The 17,717-nt window shown below is 56.8% G+C and carries 18 protein-coding genes; 12 read left to right on the top strand and 6 right to left on the bottom strand.

The features are described 5' to 3' along the window. Window positions 1-37 precede the first annotated feature (37 nt). The 4 genes from recA (at window position 38) to GOX75_RS05095 (ending at window position 5,192) form a co-directional block, all read left to right on the top strand. Window positions 38-1,105, top strand: coding sequence for a recombinase RecA (recA, locus tag GOX75_RS05110; RefSeq protein WP_170629954.1), 1,068 nt, complete (start codon window positions 38-40; stop codon window positions 1,103-1,105). 136 nt (window positions 1,106-1,241) lie between these two features. Further along, the gene (alaS, locus tag GOX75_RS05105) at window positions 1,242-3,911 is read left to right on the top strand and encodes an alanine--tRNA ligase (RefSeq protein WP_171121477.1); all 2,670 of its coding nucleotides are present in this window, start codon (window positions 1,242-1,244) and stop codon (window positions 3,909-3,911) included. Window position 3,912: 1 nt separating this feature from the next. Then, window positions 3,913-4,200 carry a DUF1330 domain-containing protein gene (locus GOX75_RS05100; RefSeq protein ID WP_171121476.1) on the top strand — a complete coding sequence of 96 codons (288 nt, stop codon included), beginning with the start codon at window positions 3,913-3,915 and terminating at the stop codon, window positions 4,198-4,200. 368 nt (window positions 4,201-4,568) lie between these two features. Next, entirely contained in the window at window positions 4,569-5,192 is a 624-nt protein-coding gene (locus GOX75_RS05095) for a transglutaminase-like cysteine peptidase (RefSeq protein ID WP_371808156.1), read from the top strand. A gap of 115 nt (window positions 5,193-5,307) precedes the next feature. On the opposite strand, the gene GOX75_RS20550 is transcribed toward GOX75_RS05095, so the two are convergent. The 3 genes from GOX75_RS20550 to GOX75_RS05080 all read right to left on the bottom strand — a co-directional run bounded on the left by GOX75_RS20550 (window position 5,308) and on the right by GOX75_RS05080 (window position 8,841). Beyond that, a complete protein-coding gene (locus GOX75_RS20550; protein ID WP_171121475.1) occupies window positions 5,308-6,339 on the bottom strand; it encodes a hypothetical protein in 1,032 nt (343 codons plus the stop codon). A 272-nt stretch (window positions 6,340-6,611) separates the two neighbouring features. Next, on the bottom strand, window positions 6,612-8,429 hold the full coding sequence (typA, locus tag GOX75_RS05085; RefSeq protein ID WP_171121474.1) for a translational GTPase TypA: 1,818 nt from the start codon (window positions 8,427-8,429) through the stop codon (window positions 6,612-6,614). A 76-nt stretch (window positions 8,430-8,505) separates the two neighbouring features. Then, window positions 8,506-8,841: an SMR family transporter gene (locus GOX75_RS05080; RefSeq protein ID WP_171121473.1), complete on the bottom strand. Its 336-nt coding sequence runs from the start codon at window positions 8,839-8,841 to the stop codon at window positions 8,506-8,508. A 199-nt stretch (window positions 8,842-9,040) separates the two neighbouring features. Here GOX75_RS05080 and GOX75_RS20495 point away from each other — a divergent pair, with 199 nt between their 5' ends. After that, on the top strand, window positions 9,041-9,172 hold the full coding sequence (locus tag GOX75_RS20495; RefSeq protein ID WP_256367684.1) for a hypothetical protein: 132 nt from the start codon (window positions 9,041-9,043) through the stop codon (window positions 9,170-9,172). 47 nt (window positions 9,173-9,219) lie between these two features. Here the strand turns inward: GOX75_RS20495 and GOX75_RS05075 are convergent, their stop codons facing one another. The 3 genes from GOX75_RS05075 to GOX75_RS05065 are packed head-to-tail and all read right to left on the bottom strand — an operon-like array spanning window position 9,220 to window position 11,272. Beyond that, complete coding sequence (locus tag GOX75_RS05075) at window positions 9,220-10,377, bottom strand: HD domain-containing protein (protein WP_171121472.1); 1,158 nt, start codon at window positions 10,375-10,377, stop codon at window positions 9,220-9,222. Continuing rightward, a complete protein-coding gene (locus GOX75_RS05070) occupies window positions 10,374-10,619 on the bottom strand; it encodes a hypothetical protein (protein ID WP_171121471.1) in 246 nt (81 codons plus the stop codon). Before GOX75_RS05070 ends, GOX75_RS05075 begins: the two co-directional genes overlap by 4 nt. After that, complete coding sequence (locus tag GOX75_RS05065; RefSeq protein ID WP_170450609.1) at window positions 10,619-11,272, bottom strand: alpha/beta hydrolase; 654 nt, start codon at window positions 11,270-11,272, stop codon at window positions 10,619-10,621. The genes GOX75_RS05070 and GOX75_RS05065 overlap by 1 nt, the downstream gene beginning before the upstream one ends. 178 nt (window positions 11,273-11,450) lie before the next feature. On the opposite strand from GOX75_RS05065, the gene GOX75_RS05060 reads away from it, so the two are divergent. The 7 genes from GOX75_RS05060 to GOX75_RS05030 all read left to right on the top strand — a co-directional run bounded on the left by GOX75_RS05060 (window position 11,451) and on the right by GOX75_RS05030 (window position 17,709). After that, window positions 11,451-11,909: an Rrf2 family transcriptional regulator gene (locus GOX75_RS05060; protein ID WP_171121470.1), complete on the top strand. Its 459-nt coding sequence runs from the start codon at window positions 11,451-11,453 to the stop codon at window positions 11,907-11,909. Window positions 11,910-11,969: 60 nt separating this feature from the next. Beyond that, complete coding sequence (locus GOX75_RS05055) at window positions 11,970-13,013, top strand: cysteine desulfurase family protein (protein WP_171121469.1); 1,044 nt, start codon at window positions 11,970-11,972, stop codon at window positions 13,011-13,013. An 18-nt stretch (window positions 13,014-13,031) separates the two neighbouring features. Beyond that, entirely contained in the window at window positions 13,032-14,552 is a 1,521-nt protein-coding gene (gene sufB, locus GOX75_RS05050) for a Fe-S cluster assembly protein SufB (protein ID WP_171121468.1), read from the top strand. Between the two features lie 73 nt (window positions 14,553-14,625). Then, entirely contained in the window at window positions 14,626-15,381 is a 756-nt protein-coding gene (sufC, locus tag GOX75_RS05045) for a Fe-S cluster assembly ATPase SufC (RefSeq protein WP_171121467.1), read from the top strand. Beyond that, entirely contained in the window at window positions 15,381-16,661 is a 1,281-nt protein-coding gene (locus tag GOX75_RS05040; protein WP_171121466.1) for a SufD family Fe-S cluster assembly protein, read from the top strand. Before sufC ends, GOX75_RS05040 begins: the two co-directional genes overlap by 1 nt. Further along, window positions 16,661-17,146 (top strand): YIP1 family protein, encoded by a 486-nt coding sequence (locus GOX75_RS05035; RefSeq protein ID WP_171121465.1) that lies wholly within the window; start codon window positions 16,661-16,663, stop codon window positions 17,144-17,146. The genes GOX75_RS05040 and GOX75_RS05035 overlap by 1 nt, the downstream gene beginning before the upstream one ends. After that, on the top strand, window positions 17,143-17,709 hold the full coding sequence (locus GOX75_RS05030) for a Yip1 family protein (RefSeq protein ID WP_171121464.1): 567 nt from the start codon (window positions 17,143-17,145) through the stop codon (window positions 17,707-17,709). The genes GOX75_RS05035 and GOX75_RS05030 overlap by 4 nt, the downstream gene beginning before the upstream one ends. Window positions 17,710-17,717 lie beyond the last annotated feature (8 nt).

Raw genomic sequence — 17,717 nt, 5'->3', positions numbered from 1 at the left:
CGTTAAAGGGTGTGACAAAAGGGAAGGCGACAGGACAATGGCGGATCTTCTGACGATGAGCGACAAGAAAAACGCAGACAAGCAAAAGGCGCTCGACAGTGCGCTGGCACAGATCGAACGGCAGTTCGGTAAGGGCTCGATCATGAAGCTGGGCGAAGATGCCAAGCAGGATATTGACGCTAGCTCAACCGGGTCGCTGGGGTTGGATATCGCGTTGGGAATCGGTGGCCTGCCGATGGGCCGGATTGTTGAGATTTACGGACCCGAAAGCTCGGGTAAGACCACGCTTACGTTGCATTGTATTGCAGAACAGCAGAAGCGCGGCGGTGTCTGTGCGTTCGTCGACGCGGAACATGCGCTGGACCCGCAATATGCCCGCAAGCTGGGTGTCGATCTGGATGAGCTGTTGATCTCACAGCCCGATACCGGCGAACAGGCGCTTGAGATTACTGATACGCTGGTGCGCTCGGGCGCGGTGAACATGGTCGTGGTCGACTCGGTCGCAGCCCTGACGCCGAAGTCTGAACTGGAAGGCGACATGGGCGACAGCAATGTCGGCGTTCAGGCCCGTTTGATGAGCCAGGCGATGCGCAAGCTGACCGGCTCGATCAGCCGCAGCAACTGCATGGTGATTTTCATCAACCAGATTCGGATGAAGATCGGCGTGATGTTTGGCAGCCCTGAGACCACGACCGGGGGTAACGCTCTGAAATTCTACAGCTCGGTTCGTCTGGATATCCGTCGCATCGGCGCGATCAAGGATCGGGACGAGGTTGTCGGCAACCAGACCCGTGTGAAGGTCGTCAAGAACAAGGTGGCACCTCCGTTCAAGCAGGTGGAATTCGACATTATGTATGGCGAAGGCATCAGCAAGATGGGCGAGCTGCTGGATCTGGGCGTCAAGGCTGGTGTGGTCGAGAAATCTGGCTCGTGGTTCAGCTATGGCGACGAGAGGATCGGGCAGGGGCGTGAGAATGCCAAGCAGTACCTGCGTGACAACAGCCGGATCGCGCTTGAAATCGAAGACAAGATCCGAGCTGCGCATGGGTTGGATTTTGATATGCCGCCCGGTGCGGCCGAGGATGACGACATCCTCGAAGCCTGATCCGATCCCGATTTCTGACTGACGGGCGGTCCTTCGGGGCCGCCTTGTTTCGTTTGGTCTTCCAATCCTGTGGACTATCCCATGGGACGGGGATAGACCCTTCTGGAACAAGATGACTGCGCGCTGAGAGAGCCTTATGCCAACGCTTAACGATATTCGATCGACCTTTCTGAACTACTTTGCCAAACAAGGGCACGAAGTGGTGGCGTCCAGCCCTTTGGTGCCCCGCAATGACCCGACACTGATGTTCGTAAATTCGGGCATGGTGCAGTTCAAGAACCTGTTTACCGGCATTGAAACCCGCGACTATCAGCGCGCGACGACGGCGCAGAAATGTGTGCGCGCAGGCGGCAAGCATAACGATCTGGACAATGTGGGTTACACCGCACGTCACCATACGTTCTTTGAGATGCTGGGAAATTTCTCGTTCGGGGATTACTTCAAGCATGACGCGATCCCCTTCGCGTGGGAGCTGATCACTAAGGAATTCGGTATCGACAAGAACCGCCTGCTGACAACGGTCTACCACACTGATGATGAGGCGTTTGAGATCTGGAAGAAGGTCGGCGTCCCCGAGGATCGGATTATCCGCATCGCCACCAGTGACAACTTCTGGCAAATGGGCCCGACCGGACCCTGTGGTCCGTGCACCGAGATTTTCTATGATCATGGCGACCACATCTGGGGCGGCCCTCCGGGTTCGGCCGAGGAAGACGGTGATCGGTTCATCGAGATCTGGAACATCGTTTTCATGCAGAACGAACAGTTCGAGGACGGCTCGATGGTGGAGCTGGACATGCAGTCCATCGACACTGGCATGGGGCTGGAACGGATCGGCGCTCTGCTGCAAGGCAGCCATGACAACTATGACACCGACCTGTTCAAAACGCTGATTGAGGCGTCGGCCGATGCGACCGGCGTTGATCCGTACGGCGATCAAAACGTGCATCACCGCGTAATCGCTGATCACTTGCGGTCGACTTCATTCCTGATTGCCGATGGGGTGATGCCCAGCAATGACGGGCGCGGATATGTTCTGCGCCGGATTATGCGTCGCGCCATGCGTCACGCGCATTTGCTGGGTGCGAAAGACCCGGTGATGCACCGCCTTGTGCCCTCTTTGGTGCAGCTGATGGGCGCGCAATACACGGAACTGGGACAGGCGCAGGCGCTGATCGAAGAAACGCTGCTGCTTGAGGAAACCCGGTTCAAGCAGACACTGGATCGCGGTCTGAAACTGCTTGATGATGAGGTTGCGGGCCTGCCCGAAGGGGCCGCTCTGCCCGGTGAAGCGGCATTCAAACTGTATGACACTTATGGTTTCCCGCTGGACCTGACGCAGGATGCGCTGCGTGAAAAGGGCCGAACCGTGGATACCGATGGATTTGATGAGGCGATGGCCGAACAAAAGGCCAAAGCACGCGCCGCATGGGCGGGCTCGGGCGAGGCCGCCGATCAGGCAGTTTGGTTTGACGTGCTGGACAGTGGCGGAGCCACGGATTTTCTGGGCTATGATACTGAAAAGGCCGAAGGGCAGGTGGCTGCTCTGGTCGTGGATGGCGCGCTGGTCGACACTATCGAACAGGGCGGCACCGGCTGGGTCATCGTGAACCAAACGCCATTCTATGGTGAGGCCGGTGGTCAGGTTGGGGATACCGGTGAAATCCGACGACTTGAGAATATGCAGGATGTGGCCGAGGTCGAAGACACTCGTAAATTCGCCGAAGGTAAGGTCTATGCGCATCGTGTGACGGTCAGTCAGGGTGCGCTGTCCAAGGGTGACGGCGTCGAGCTTGAGGTGGACCATACCCGCCGCAGTGCGATCCGGGCCAACCATTCGGCCACGCACCTGCTGCATGAGGCGCTGCGCGAAACGCTGGGTGATCACGTGGCACAGCGCGGGTCGCTGAACGCCTCTGATCGGCTTCGGTTTGATTTCAGCCACTCCAAGGCGCTGAGCACAGAGGAACTGCAAAAGGTCGAGCGTGAGGTGAATGCCTTTATCCGCCAGAACTCGACCGTGGAAACTCGGATCATGACGCCGGACGATGCGCGCGAACTGGGCGCGCAGGCGCTGTTTGGCGAGAAATACGGCGACGAGGTACGCGTTGTTTCGATGGGCAAAGCGCCCACAGGCAAAGGGCAGGACGGCGAAACGTGGTCGATCGAGCTATGCGGTGGTACGCATGTCAAACAGACCGGCGATATCGGAACCTTTGTTGTTCTTGGCGACAGCGCCAGCAGCGCGGGTGTGCGCCGTATCGAAGCATTGACCGGGGATGAGGCTTTCCGCCATTTGTCGGCGCAGGATCAGCGGTTGGGGCAGATTGCGTCCGAACTAAAGGCACAGCCCGACGACGTAGTCAGCCGGGTGAAGACCCTGTTGGACGAGCGCAAGGCCTTGCAGAACGAAGTGGCGCAGTTGCGTCGCGATTTGGCGATGGCCGGGGGCTCAGGTCAGGGTGGCGCTGAAGCAAAAGACGTGAACGGCGTGCCTTTCCTGGCGCAGGCGCTAACTGGTGTGTCCGGCAAGGACCTGCCTGCATTGATCGACGAACACAAAAGCCGTCTGGGATCCGGGGCTGTTTTGCTGATCGCGGATGCAGGCGGCAAGGCGGCTGTCGCGGCTGGTGTAACGCAGGACCTGACCGAAAAAGTTTCGGCGGTCGATCTGGTTCGCGCCGCTGTCGCGGAACTGGGCGGTAAGGGCGGTGGTGGCCGCCCTGACATGGCGCAGGGTGGCGGCAAGGATGCTTCGAATTCTGATGCGGCGATCAAAGCCGCGGAACAGGTACTGGAGGGGTAGGATGCCCGCACTTTGGATCGCACATGTCACGGTGACGGACACCGAGGCTTATGGAAAATACGCCGAGCTTGCTGGACCAGCGATAGCCAAGCACGGCGGAGAATTTATCGCGCGCGCCGCGCGATATGTGCAGCTTGAAGGCAAAGAACGGCCGCGCAACGTGGTTGCCCGGTTTCCGTCCGTAGAAGCTGCGGTCGAATGCTATAACTCGCCCGAGTATCAAGAAGCCCTGGACCACGCGCGCGGCGCAAGTGAGCGTGAACTCGTGGTCGTAGAAATCACCGAGTAGAATCAGTATTTTCGGTCGCCGGGTAACAACAAACCCGGCGGCCGTGTTTATTGCGCGGATTTCAGCCAACGCGCAAAATCCCAATTGTGGCCTTCGCCGGTCTCACAATGTCATTCTAATATTTTACTGTTTACAATGAGTTGCGTCAGGTTTCTGAACGCAACTCGCGCCCAGCGTGCCATAATTGTGGCTGACTCAACGCAATTCTTGCTCCAAATGGTCAAATTGAGTCACGAAATTCCGCCTCTTTTCTTTCGCACGGTCACGTCAGATTGCGCAGACGGTTCCGTTTACCGATAGTTTCCGAACTGGGGATACGGTCCGGTCTGTTTGCAATCGCTTGGAGACACAAGGATCGAGGGACAGGCATGGATTCTGTTGGGATTGAAAACAGAGCAATTGTTAAGAGGTCGGCCCTGTCGCTAGGGCGGGCCATTGGAATATCTGCTTTGGCATGCGCCGCCATGTTTGGTGGCTCGAATGTTCAGGCAAGCGAAGGAAGCTTTATCCGCGCGGTGGCTGCGTCGCCCCCTCCGTCGGGTGCGCGCCAGTTGTGCAGACAATATTCATGGGCGTGTTCAAGTAAAGCGTCACTTTCCTTGTCGACCCAGCAGGAAATGCAGATCGTCCACAGGGTTAATCGCCAAGTCAACGCAACGACCCGAGAAGTCACGGACCAGTCGCAGTACAGAACCGTCGAGCGATGGGCGCTGCCCACCTCGCGCGGGGGTGATTGTGAAGACTTTGCACTACTCAAAAAGCGGGATTTGATCCGGGCAGGCATTGATCCAAGCAAACTTTTGATCGCGACCGTATTGGATACTCGGCGGCGGGCACATGCTGTTTTGGTGTATCGCTCTGCGGGCGGGGATCTGATCCTGGACAATCTGACCAACCGGATAAAACCTTGGTCTTCAACGCGTTACCTCTTTCTAAGGATGCAGGACCCAAGACAGCCCAGTAATTGGGTTGGTGTCTACAGAAAAAGCTAGACCCAATCTGGAACTCGAATTTGATTGGAGTAGAGAGAAAAATAAAAGGGCGGCCGTAGGGCCGCCCTTTTGGATTGAGTTATAGGCAGGTATCTCCGGCCCGACCGAAATTGTATCAGTCGAAAATACCACCACGGCCCGGTCCGCGCGAGTTGCCTCCGCCACCGTTTCCGTTGCTTCCGCCCTGGCCGTTTCCGCCGAAAATATCGACGTTGTTGTTTCCGCCGTTGCCGCGCCCGTTGGTGTTGCCGCCATTATTGCTTCCACCGTTACCGCCACCTGGGTTATCGGAGCCATTCGGGTTGTTGGTTTGGCCGCCGGGATTAGTACCGTCGTCATGGCCAGAGCGGTTTGTGCCGCCGTTTCCATTTCCGTTGTCGTCGCCGTCGCCATTGTCGCCGCCGTTTCCGTCACCGTTGTCGTCGCCGTCGCCGTTGTCGCCGCCGTTTCCGTCACCGTTGTCGTCGCCGTCGCCATTGTCGCCGCCGTTTCCGTCGCCGTTATCGTCACCGTTTCCGTTATCGCCGCCGTTTCCGTCGCCGTTATCGTCACCGTTTCCGTTATCGCCGCCGTTTCCGTCGCCGTTGTCGTCGCCGTTTCCGTTATCGCCGCCGTTTCCGTCGCCGTTATCGTCACCGTTTCCGTTATCGTCGCCGTTTCCGTTTCCGTTATCGCCGCTGTCGTCGTTATTACCGCCACCTGGTGCGCCGCTAGTCGGTGACGGACTAGATCCGCCGCCAGAACCGCCGCCGGAACCACCGTCATTACCGCCACCAGATCCACCACCAGTACCGCCGCCGCCCGAATCGTCAGAAGCACTTTGAAAACTAGGATCGTTATTTGCAGGCCCGTCGCCGGAGCGTTGTGAATTGCCAATGGCCGCTGTCGGAATATCAGTCAGAACAGCCGCGAACGCGGGGCAGGCCTCTAAAGTGCGCGCGAGAATGTCGTCAAAGTCTGGCCTGCGTTGAATGTAACGCAGCATTCGGGCGTCTACCGTCTGGCAACTACAAAGTGTTTCGGTGGACACTGATTGCCGCGCGGTTTTGACCGTGCACATTTCGTTGGCCTGAGCGGCCCCGACCGAAAGAAAGGGGAAAGTTGCGGACACAAAGACCACAGATAACAAACGGGATTTCACGCGCATAGCGTCACTCCTTCGAACTCTTTAACACGTCACTACTGGACACAATGATGTCACAGTTTGACCACAAATACATCCATCCTTCGCCATAATTTCAAGAAGTGAGGGTAAAAGAAAAGTTAATTTTAATCGCCCATAGGTAGAAAGTCGTTTCTAAACAAGGAAAAAGCCCACCGGGTGGGTGGGCTTTTAGGGTGCGATTGTCCCCAAATGGGGATCAAAAATACAACACTCATGTCATTGTTTTTTGGTTGTGAAGTTATTCACTGAAAACCCTATGCAGACTTGGCCATCCGCTTGCGTTCATGCGGATCAAGATAGCGCTTGCGAAGCCGGATGGCGTTGGGCGTAACCTCAACAAGTTCGTCGTCGTCGATATAGGCAATCGCCTCTTCCAGTGAGAACTGAACATGCGGCGTCAGTCGTACCGCGTCATCAGATCCGCTAGCGCGCACGTTTGTCAGTTTTTTACCCTTGAGTGGGTTCACTTCCAGATCGTTGTCGCGGGAATGTTCGCCGATCACCATACCCTGATAGACATCGGTCTGCGGCGCCACGAACATGCGTCCACGCTCTTCTAGGTTCCACAGGGCGTAGGCGACAGCCTGTCCGTTCTCCATCGAGATCAGAACACCTGCACGACGACCGGGTATTTGGCCTTTATGGGCCGCCCAGCCGTGAAACACGCGGTTCAGCACGCCGGTGCCGCGCGTGTCGGTCAGAAACTCGCCGTGATAGCCGATCAGACCCCGCGACGGCACATGCGCGATAATGCGGGTCTTACCGGCGCCTGCAGGGCGCATTTCCACCAACTCGCCTTTGCGCGCGCCGGTGACTTTCTCGATCACAGCGCCCGAGAATTCGTCGTCGACGTCGATGGTGACTTCTTCGATGGGTTCCATGCGCTGACCGTCTTCTTCGCGGAACAGAACCTGTGGGCGCGAGATGCTGAGTTCGAACCCTTCGCGACGCATGTTTTCGATCAGAACGCCCATTTGCAATTCGCCACGGCCTGCGACCTCGAACGCTTCGCCGCCGGGGGTATCGGTGATGCGGATGGCGACGTTCGATTCGGCCTCTTTCATCAGACGGTCGCGGATCACGCGGGACTGAACCTTTTTTCCGTCACGACCGGCCAGAGGCGAGTCGTTGATGCCAAAGGTCACTGTGATGGTCGGCGGGTCGATGGGTTGGGCGGGCAGGGCCTCTTCAACCTGCGGGGATACCAGAGAATCCGCAACGGTCGCTTTGCTCATGCCAGCGATGGTGACGATGTCACCGGCCTCGGCTACGTCGATCGGTTGTTGCGCCAGACCACGGAAGGCCAGGATTTTCGATGCGCGGAAGTTCTCGATCAGCGTGCCATCGCGGCTGAGCGCCTTTAGGCTGTCGCCCGCTTTCAGTGTGCCGCTCTCGACGCGGCCGGTCAGGATTCGGCCGATGAACGGGTCGCTGCCAAGCGTCGTTGCCAGCATACGGAACGGTTCGTCTTTTTTGTCGGCCTGTTTGGGGGCAGGGACGTGATCGACGATCAGGTCGAACAGGGCGGTCAGGTCCTTACGCGGACCGTCCAGCTCCATATCCGCCCAGCCGGATCGGCCCGAGGCGTACATCGCCGGGAAGTCCAACTGGTCATCATCAGCGCCGAGATTGGCGAACAGGTCAAAGCATTCGTCCAGCGCCCGGTCGGGTTCAGCGTCGGGTTTGTCTACCTTGTTCAGCACCACGATTGGACGCAAGCCCAGCGCCAGCGCCTTGGAGGTCACGAACTTGGTCTGCGGCATCGGGCCTTCGGCGGCATCGACCAGCAGAACCACACCGTCGACCATCGACAGGATTCGCTCAACCTCGCCGCCGAAATCGGCGTGGCCGGGGGTGTCGACGATGTTGATGCGCGTGCCTTTCCATTCGACCGAAGTTGCCTTGGCCAGGATGGTGATCCCGCGCTCGCGCTCCAGATCGTTGCTGTCCATGGCGCGTTCCGCCACGGCCTGATTTTCCCGGAACGCGCCGGATTGTTTGAGCAGCTCATCCACCAGGGTCGTCTTGCCGTGGTCCACGTGAGCGATGATTGCGATATTGCGCAGGTCCATGAGAGGTCAGCCTTTGAACGGGAAGTTGCCGCGCGCATAACGTGGTTTGACCAAATAGACCAGCCCTAACCGGCGATCAGTGGCCAGCGGTTTTTGAAAACAGATGAATGACAAGGATTCCGGTCAATATCATTGTCAGTCCGAGTACGGCTGGCCAGTCCAGCTTTTGGCCGAAGACAATAAACCCGATGATCGCAATCAGAAAGATGCCAAGACCGGACCAAATCGCGTAAACGATTCCGACTGGCATGTACTTCAACGTCAGACCCAGCAGATAGAACGCGATGCCATAGCCCACAACAACAAGTACTGATGGCCAGAATCGGCTGAATTGCTGGCTGGCTTGCAATGACGTTGTCCCAACGGTTTCAGCAATTACTGCCAGAAGAAGGATCAAATAGGCTTTGGGCACGGTAGGTCTCGATATGATTGAACCAAGCGTTGTTGAGCACGGTTTTTCCGATCACTGCAAGACCTTTTTGGATGATCAGGTTTTTCGAGGGGGAAAGAGCAAGAAACTCCGTTGAAGGTCCGGTTTACCTTACTGTTTAGACACGCAAATTTGTGGCATTCGGGAGGTGTTAAAAGGTTGTATTTTATGAGTAATTTTCATGACGAAATTTGCAATTTCTGTCATTGCTGTATCGGCTTTGATTGTGGCGCTGGGGCGGCTGACTGACGGAGGGGAAGTAAACGACAGTGTGGCCGACAATGTTGAATGGTTAAATGGTGCTCGGGTCTAAGCGCCCGCCGGTTGCGGGGAGAAGGGGCATTTGCGCCCCTTCTTTCGTTATTCGGCCAGCGTTTCTGAAAAATACCTATCCAGTTGGGGGCGCAGCCATGACCACAGTTTTGGGGCGCCCCGCGAAATAGGTTTGCCGACGCGGCTTTCGATCTGGGCAAAGGTCACGTTGTAATTCACCCACGATCCGCCACCGGTTTCCAGATTTCCGATCGGGGTTTGAAACCGGTCAATCGCTTTGGCAAAACATGCATCTGTCGTCTCCGCGGCTTCGAACTCCTGCCAAAGTGCATAAAACTTCATGTTCTGCTCAGGCGGGAGCATTCCGAACAACCGGGTCGCCGCAGCCTGTTCCTCGGCTTCCTGGGCGGCGTGGTCTACCTGACCGTGGATTGGATGATCACCGGCGTCAATTTCGACGATGTCGTGCAATAAGAGCATTTTGAGGACCCGGTCGATTGATACATTCGGGTCGGCGTACTCGGACAACACCCACGCAAACAGCATGATGTGCCAGGAATGCTCCGCAGAGTTTTCGAACCGCTCTCCGGACAATAGCCGCGACGCCCGTGACACGGATTTGAGCTGGTCAGACTCGATTAGGAAAGGAAGACGTCTTGCAAACGGTGTGTCTTGGCCATCCGTGTTTTCCAGCATTGCACGGGCAAGCCGGAACGCTTCGGGGAAGTCTGTTTCCAGATAAGCCGCACGTCCGCCGTTCAGGTTGTCGCGGACGACGTCCAAATGGTCAGAGCGCGGTTTCGGCGCGCACAGTACCTGGAACATGGGTTGGCACCGATCAAGGATCTTGGCGAAACGGGCGTCTGCGGATGTGTCCGCCTCAAATTCTTGCCATAGCGACAGGAACGACTGCGACTGATCGTCAGGAAGCAGCCCGAACAACTCTGCTGCCGCTGCTTGTTCCGCGCGCTCAACGGCCTGCCAGTCTGTCTCTAGGTGGATCGGATGATCGCCGACTATGATCTCAACCAGATCATGCAGCAGAAGCATTCGTATGACGCGGTCGATATCAACGTCATCGCTAGCCAAAGGCTGCATGACCAAGGCCCAAAGAGCTAATTGCCAGCTATGCTCGGCCGCATTTTCGGCACGGGACTGATCCAACAATGCGTTGGCGCGATCAACCGATTTCAGTTTGTCCGCGCGATTCAGGAACTCAACTTGCGCGGACAGCCTGTCAGTCATTGCTTTTCAATCGCTTTTACTTGCTTGCGGTGTTCCGACAGGCGCTTGATGACGAACTGTCGCGCCTTGCGTTCGGCCAGTCGCACCCGGATTTCCGTCAGAAATGCCTCTTCCAATGTCTGAGAGGATGCGCCCAGCAAGTCGCCGACCTCGACAAAGAAGCGATCGTCACCGGTTTCATCCATGACTTTCAACGTGTCTTCGGCCAGTTTCGCCGCAAGCGAGTTGAGCGTGTCAGACATCAGCGCGTGGTCTCGGTCAGCCGGCGTTTCACATAGTCGCTGACATCGGTGATCAGGGTGTCCATGTGGCGATCCTGGAAAAAGTGGTCAGCGCCTTCAACCTCGTTATGGGTGATGGTGATGCCCTTTTGCTCGTGCAGTTTGTTGACCAGCGATGTTGTGTCTGCAGGTGGTGCAACACGGTCTGCGGAACCGTTGATGATCAGCCCGGACGAGGGGCAGGGGGCCAGGAACGAAAAATCGTACATGTTGGCCGGGGGCGATACACTAATAAAGCCGGTGATTTCAGGACGACGCATCAGCAGTTGCATACCGATCCACGCACCGAACGAGAATCCGGCCACCCAGCAGTGTTTCGAGTTGTTGTTCATCGACTGCAGGTAATCCAGCGCCGAGGCGGCATCGCTCAGTTCACCGACGCCTTGATCATACTCGCCCTGGCTGCGGCCCACTCCACGGAAATTGAACCGCAGAACGGTGAAGCCCATGTTGTAGAACGCATAGTGAAGATTATAGACCACCTTGTTGTTCATGGTCCCGCCGAATTGAGGATGCGGGTGCAGCACGATGGCGATCGGTGCGTCTTTTTCCTTTTGCGGGTGGTAACGGCCTTCCAGGCGGCCTTCTGGTCCGGGAAAAATCACCTCGGGCATGTGTGCGTCGGTCCTGTCTTTTTCTTCTGGGTGCCTGTCCATACTTGACTGTTATCGTCAGGCACCTTAGAACGGTTCTAATTGTAATGCTGCGCGCTTTGGCGCTGTCAGTCGGAGATACGCACTGGCAGCGGCGGCGTCAATGTTTTCGCGCGATGTCAGCCAAGAGGGAAAGAAAATGAAGCTGTCGACCAAAGGTCGTTATGCGATGGTCGCTTTGGCTGATATCGCACTTCAACCGCCCGACGGGCTGGTGACGTTGGGCGAAATCTCGGAAAGACAGGACATTTCCTTAGCTTATCTCGAACAATTGTTCGTCAAACTGCGTCGCGCCAATCTGGTGTCGTCAGTCAGAGGGCCGGGTGGTGGCTATCGGCTGGCGCGACCCGCTTCGGAAATCCGTGTTGTCGAAGTTTTGGCTGCGGTTGATGAGACTGTGGATGCGCTGCAAAAGGGCGCAGGAGCGTCAGGCGGATCCTCTGGCAGTCGCGCGCAATCCTTGACCAACAGGTTGTGGGAAGGTCTGAGCGCACATGTCTATGTCTTTTTGCATCAGACCCGTCTTTCTGACGTCATCAAAAATGATCTGGCGCCTTGCCCGGCAGTTCCAAATCTATTTTCGGTCGTGGACGACTGAAATGATAAATTGCGCATTCAGGGCAATCATACGACATGATGAGCCGTTAAAGGTGCATCCATGAATCGCGTTTATCTGGATCATAACGCGACAGCTCCTTTGCGGCCCGAGGCACGGGATGCTATGCTGGCGGCAATGGATTTGTGTGGCAATCCGTCGTCGGTCCATGCGGAAGGGCGTGCGGCCAAGGCGCTGATTGAGCGCGCGCGCGCCCAGGTTGCTGCGGCGTTTGGGGCGGATGGTGCCGATATCGTTTTTACCTCTGGGTCGACCGAAGGTGCGGCGCTGGCGTTGGAGGGCCGCGGCTTGCATGGAGCCGGGATTGAGCATGATGCGGTCAGGGCCTGGATACAGGAAGACCTTACAGTTTCCGAAAACGGACTGGTCAATGTACCAGAGCCGCAAAACGCCACCTTGCAGCTTGCTAATTCCGAGACGGGGATCATCCAGTCTTTGCCTGCGGGTCTGGCAGTAACGGATGCGACGCAGGCGTTTGGAAAATTGCCCGTGGCGTTCAACTGGCTGGACGTACAAATGGCGTTGATCTCGGCGCACAAACTGGGTGGGCCAAAAGGGGTTGGCGCAGTCGTAATGAAGCGTGGAACTGATCTGGCCGCCCGAATAAAGGGCGGCGGACAGGAAATGGGGCGTCGGTCCGGCACCGAAAATGTCATTGGAATCGCGGGTTTCGGAGCGGCGGCTGAGGCGGCCGCGCGCGATCTGGCCAATGGGGTTTGGGCGCAGGTTGAAGAATTTAGAAATATTCTAGAAATGGCTCTTGAGGCTGGTTCTAAAACTACTATTTTTATCGGGAATGGTCAGGATCGCCTGCCGAACACGCTGTGTTTTGCCACTCCCGGCTGGAAAGGCGAGACGCAGGTCATGCAGATGGATTTATCAGGGTTTGCGGTCAGTGCTGGCTCGGCCTGCTCCAGCGGCAAGGTCCGGGCAAGCGCGGTTTTGACCGCAATGGGTTTTGATGAGGAGGTGGCATCCAGCGCAGTGCGCGTGTCGCTTGGACATCAGACAACGGAAGAAGATGTGCTGCGTTTCGCGGAAACGTGGCTGGCAAAAGAAAAGAAACATCGCGCGCGGGCCGCGTGATCTGACGGAGGGTGACTTATGGCCGCTTTGGACCATACCCAGGTAAAAGAGGGTGTCGATCAGGAAACCGTGGACGCGGTACGCGAGGTCGGAACCTATAAATACGGTTGGGACACTGATATCGAGATGGAGTATGCGCCCAAGGGCGTGAACCCCGATATCGTCCGTCTGATCTCGGAAAAGAACGAAGAGCCCGAGTGGATGACCGAGTGGCGTCTGGCCGCGTTCGAGCGCTGGACACAGATCGAAGAGCCGAACTGGGCGATGGTCAACTATCCCAAGATCGACTTTCAGGACCAGTATTACTATGCCCGGCCCAAGTCGATGGAAGAAAAGCCCAAGTCGCTGGACGAGGTCGATCCCAAGCTGTTGGCCACTTATGAAAAGCTGGGTATTCCGCTGAAAGAACAGATGATTCTGGCTGGCGTCGAGGGGGCCGAGGATGCGCCCGCCGAAGGTCGCAAGGTTGCCGTGGACGCGGTGTTTGATTCGGTGTCCGTCGGAACAACATTTCAGGCCGAATTGAAGAAAGCCGGTGTGATCTTTTGTTCGATTTCCGAGGCGATCCGCGAGCACCCCGAACTGGTCAAGAAATACCTTGGGTCAGTGGTTCCGGTCTCGGACAACTTCTACGCCACGCTGAATTCGGCCGTGTTCTCGGATGGCTCGTTCGTCTACATCCCGCCGGGTGTGCGCTGCCCGATGGAGCTGAGCACCTATTTCCGCATTAACGCGGAAAACACCGGTCAGTTTGAGCGGACGCTGATCATCGCCGATAAGGGATCGTATGTGTCCTATTTGGAAGGCTGCACCGCGCCGCAGCGCGATACCGCGCAACTGCACGCCGCTGTGGTTGAGATCATCATCGAGGAAGACGCCGAGGTGAAATACTCGACCGTTCAGAACTGGTTTCCCGGGGATGAGAACGGCAAGGGCGGTATCTATAACTTCGTGACCAAACGCGCCGATTGCCGGGGGGATCGCTCCAAGGTGATGTGGACGCAGGTTGAAACCGGTTCGGCTGTGACGTGGAAATACCCGTCCTGCATCCTGCGTGGTGAGGAAAGCCAGGGTGAGTTCTATTCGATCGCGATCACGAACAACTACCAGCAGGCCGATACCGGCACCAAGATGGTTCACCTTGGCAAGAACACCAAGTCGCGGATCGTGTCCAAAGGCATCAGTGCGGGTAAGGCGCAAAACACCTACCGTGGGCTGGTCTCGATGCATCCCAAGGCCAAGAACAGCCGGAACTATACCCAGTGTGACAGCCTGCTGATTGGCGACAAATGCGGGGCGCATACGGTGCCGTATATCGAGGTTAAGAACAACTCGAGCCGGGTTGAGCATGAGGCAACGACATCCAAGGTGGATGACGATCAGCTTTTCTATTGCCGTCAACGCGGCATGGACGAGGAAGAGGCCGTGGCGCTGGTTGTCAATGGGTTCTGCAAGGACGTCCTGCAGGCGCTGCCGATGGAGTTTGCCATGGAAGCGCAGCAATTGGTTGCGATCAGCCTTGAAGGTTCTGTCGGGTAACCCTGAACTCTCTCTTGAAATCTGAATTTATCGGGGCCGGGTGGTCCCTTGCGATATGCTAAAGGGTCAAAAAATGCTGGAAATCAAAAACCTGCACGTGAAACTCGAGGAAGAGGAAAAGCAAATCCTCAAAGGTGTCGACCTTACCGTCGAGGCGGGAAAAGTGCATGCGATCATGGGGCCGAATGGCTCAGGTAAATCGACACTCAGCTATGTGCTGTCGGGTAGGGACGGATACGAAGTCACCAATGGGTCAGCCACGTTGGATGGTGAGGACCTGCTGGAGATGGAGCCCGAGGAACGCGCCGCCGCCGGTGTTTTCTTGGCCTTCCAATACCCGGTCGAAATTCCGGGCGTTGGCAACATGACCTTCCTGCGCACCGCTGTGAATGCACAACGCAAAGCACGCGGCGAAGACGAACTGTCGGCCGCTGATTTCCTGAAAGAGGTTCGCGCCAAGGCGAAATCCTTGAAGATCGACGCGGACATGCTGAAACGCCCCGTCAATGTCGGCTTCTCGGGCGGTGAGAAAAAGCGTAACGAGATCCTGCAAATGGCGATGCTTGAGCCCAAGATGTGCATCCTGGATGAAACGGATTCGGGTCTTGATGTCGACGCGATGAAACTGGTCGCAGAAGGCGTGAACGCGCTGCGCGACGAAGGTCGTGGGTTCCTGGTAATCACGCACTATCAGCGTCTGTTGGATCATATCAAACCGGATGTCGTGCACATCATGGCAGATGGTAAGATCGTCAAGACCGGCGGTCCTGATCTGGCGCTTGAGGTTGAAAACAACGGTTACGCTGACATTCTGGCCGAGGTGAACTGATGGCGCTGCCCGAAGTGAAACAAACCGCAACCGAGGCGCGCCTGGCCAATCTGGTTATGCCCGACGCTGGTTGCACGCGCGCCGCGCGCGAAGATGCGCTGGCGCGGGTTCTTGAAATGGGTCTGCCGGGGCGGCGTGATGAGTATTGGAAATATACACGCCCCGATACGCTGGTCTCGGCCGAGGCGCCCACTGCTGCCTTGTTCCACCCTGATGAGGCGATGCTGTTCAGCGAGTTTGACCGCTTGAAAATCGTGTTCGTGGACGGTGTTTTCAGTCCCGAAGAGTCGGATGATCTTGAGCTGGAAGGCATCACGATTGATCGGATCGAAGACATCTGCTGCAAAGACATCCACTGGGCAAAAGCACTGTATGGCGTTCTGGAAGCACGTGGGCAGACTCCGGTGCAGCGTCCGCTTGCTGCGTTGAATACGGCATTTGCCGCAGACGGTATAGCGATTCATGTGACTGGGAAGCCCTCGAAGCCGATCAGCTTTATTTATCGGCACGCGTCGGAAACCTCGGATGCGATGTTGCATCATATCATTCGCGTGGAATCCGGAGCAGAAGTAACCATTCTTGAGAATGGGCCAGCCGCGTCGCGTTTCAACAAATGCATGGAAATCGACATCGCCGATGAAGGCGTTCTGCACCATGTACGCGCACAAGGCCGGGACCATGAGCGTCGGGCCGCCACCCATATGTTCACCCGTTTGGGTAAGGAGTCGGTCTACAAGTCCTTTACACTGACCGTGAACGGAGTGCTGACCCGCAACGAGCAAGTCATCGAACTGACCGGCGATGACGCCGTGGCGCATGTGGCGGGTGCTTGTGTTGGCGACGGTGATTTTCACCACGATGATACGGTGTTTGTCACCCATGACGCGGTGAACTGCGAAAGCCGTCAGGTGTTCAAGAAGGTTTTGCGCAACGGCGCTACCGGCGTTTTCCAGGGCAAGATCCTTGTGAAAGAGGGCGCGCAGAAAACTGACGGGTATCAGATCAGCCAATCGTTGCTGTTGGACGATGACAGCCAGTTTCTCGCCAAACCCGAGCTTGAGATCTATGCCGACGACGTTGCATGCTCGCATGGCTCGACTTCGGGCGCGATCGACGAAACGGCTCTTTTCTATCTGCGCTCGCGCGGAGTTCCGACCAAAGACGCGACCAACATGCTGACGTTGGCGTTTCTGGCCGAGGCCGTGGACGAGATCGAGGATGAAGCCTTGGCTGAAGCGATCGTGAGCCGGCTGGAAGGCTGGTTGTCGCGACATAGCTGATGCCGGTTACGTCCGACATTGTGGCCACATATCGAGGGCCGGGCCGTGTCGTGCGCCGGCTTCTCGAATTGGGGCAACGTGAAGATCGCGCTTTGGTCTTTGTCATGGCGTTTTGTGTCGTGGCCTTCATTGCGCAACTACCCAGCCTGTCCCGACGCGCGCATCTTGAAGGGCTTGAGTTGAACATGCTCATGGGCGGTGCGCTTTTGGGTACGGTGATTATCCTGCCTCTCTTCTTTTATTTGCTGGCGTTCATATCGTACGGCGCAGCGCGTTTGATTGGCGGCAAAGGTTCGGCCTATGGCGCGCGGGTCGCGCTGTTCTGGGCTCTATTGTCATCGACGCCGCTGGTTCTGCTAAATGGGCTGGTTGCGGGATTTGTTGGGCCGGGGCCAACGCTTTCAGCGGTCGGCCTGATCTGGGTCGCGGTATTTCTGTGGTTTTGGATGTCCGGTTTGCGGCAAGCGCAGGGGTTCTCAGAATGAATAGTGCCTCTCTCAGCCATCTTGCGGTTCTCACCGTAACCAATCCAGCCGAAGCCGCCCGCCGCTTGCTGTCACTGCGTCCGGGGCGCGAGGTTTTATGGTTGGCCTTTTTCCTGGCGGTTGTTCTGAATGGACTCGTTCAGGTTGGAATCGACCAACTTATCGTAGTTCCGCAGGGACAGGGCGTGTTGGAACCTGAACCGGTGCTTTTGAACCTTGTGCGATCGGCGGGTGCCATGCTGCTGAGTATCGCGGCCTTCCTGTTCATTGGAAAGTTCATGGGTGGTACCGCCTCATTTGAAGAGATCATGATTCTGTCCGTTTGGTTGCAGTTTCTTCAAATTGTCGCGCTTACTGTGACTCTGCTGGTGTCACTGGTCGTGCCCTTCTTTATGGTCATGTTGATGCTGGCGACGGCGATACTAAGCCTTTACGTCACACTGCATTTCCTGAACGAAGCGCATAAGTTCGGCTCACTCCTCAAATCCTTTGGGGTCATTGTGTTGTCGGCTTTGGTTGCATTGCCATTTGTCCTTGTGCTGACACCCAGTGGTCCGGTGTAGGAAAGAAA

The sequence above is a fragment of the Ruegeria sp. HKCCD7251 genome, assembly GCF_013031165.1.
Classification (GTDB): domain Bacteria; phylum Pseudomonadota; class Alphaproteobacteria; order Rhodobacterales; family Rhodobacteraceae; genus Ruegeria.
Note: the sequence above shows the minus strand (reverse complement) of the source record. Positions and strands in the feature narration are given on the sequence as shown.